This window comes from Streptomyces sp. NPDC051104, assembly GCF_040682835.1.
GTDB classification, from domain to species: domain Bacteria; phylum Actinomycetota; class Actinomycetes; order Streptomycetales; family Streptomycetaceae; genus Streptomyces; species Streptomyces cynarae.
Genome location: NZ_JBFBBS010000157.1, coordinates 1 through 1,231 on the forward strand (window position 1 = coordinate 1; position 1,231 = coordinate 1,231).

Annotated in this window: 2 protein-coding genes; both read right to left on the minus strand. The window is 33.9% G+C overall.

What is annotated here, in order from left to right; genetic code table 11:
* Nucleotides 1–568: terminase TerL endonuclease subunit (locus tag AB0N14_RS40250; protein WP_366030632.1), on the minus strand; the 568-nt coding region annotated here is incomplete at its 3' end.
* Between the two features lie 27 nt (nucleotides 569–595).
* A partial coding sequence (locus tag AB0N14_RS40255; RefSeq protein ID WP_366030633.1) for a terminase large subunit occupies nucleotides 596–1,231 on the minus strand: 636 nt, incomplete at its 5' end.

A 1,231-nucleotide genomic window follows, 5' to 3' on the forward strand; every position in this document is an offset into this window, starting at 1 on the left:
CAAAAAAGATAACATCCAATGCGTTATCTTCAATATAGTTTACAATCCATTCATAGACCTCATCATCATTGATTAGCCCTTGTTGGTGGCTTGTGACTGTACAAAAACCATATTTTTCTAGTTCTCTATAATTAATACCATCTTGTTTTTCTTTAGCATCAATTGAACCTGCTCTTTGGAATGGAACAAACGAATGCTGTTCAACATGCCACTTAGGCTTTCCTTCATCATCTAAATAAGGAAAAACGAAAGCAATCGCTGTATTATCTGACATCATTGAATAGTCAATACCTATATAACAGCGTTGCCCATGAATGCTAAATTCAGGAATAATAGCTTTTTCAACATCAGCAAGATTTAAGTAACTATCAACATCTTGCTGAAGCCACATATTAAGGTTTTTAGTTTGAAAATCATGTAGTGTCCCTTGTAACAAGTCACTGTTTCGTTTGTCAATCAATCCTTTTAATAAAATATCTTTTTTATCTTCCAATTCAAGAAGAGGGTTTGATTTTACCCAAGTTTCTGGCTCGAATGTTTCTGATAAATCATCTTGCGCCCATACCAAACACAAAGAAGTATCTGCTTCTCTATCCTAATCTTTCTCCATAGCTTCTTGAAGTGTTTTTTGGTCCTTCCTAAAAGGAACGCTAGGGTCTGGATAGGAAGTTGAAATTTGTACAAACTGATGATTTTTAACCAAAACTTGTCCAGAAACAATTTTAGAAATTTTTTCTCTATTAGTTACCTCTCCGATTTCATCAAAAATAGCAGTTGTAAAGTGAAAGCTATCATATTGACCAGCTTCATGAGAAATAGCACGAATTTTATTATTCATTTTCTTCATGACAACTTCATCATTCAGAATAGAACGATCAGTCAAACCTGTTTCAGCAGCAATTGTTTTAAATGGTTCAATTTTTATAACTGTCTTAAGCATCGTCTTAACATATCCAAACAATTTGCTTGTCTGTTTAAAGTTTATCGAGGAAACTAAAAAGTCCTGATTTGATAAACCAAGACTTTCAAATAAAAATGAATAAACCATCAAAATTGCTAGAATATAAGTTTTACCTTGCCCACGAGATACTGATATTATAGCGACAGTAAACCTTTTTCCACCTTCGCTATTCCTCCAGCCTATCAGCATACACATAATGAATTTTTGCCAAGGCATTAGCTCAGTTGGTTCGCCTGTATCAACATTCGGGACAACTGAAGCAACTTTTAG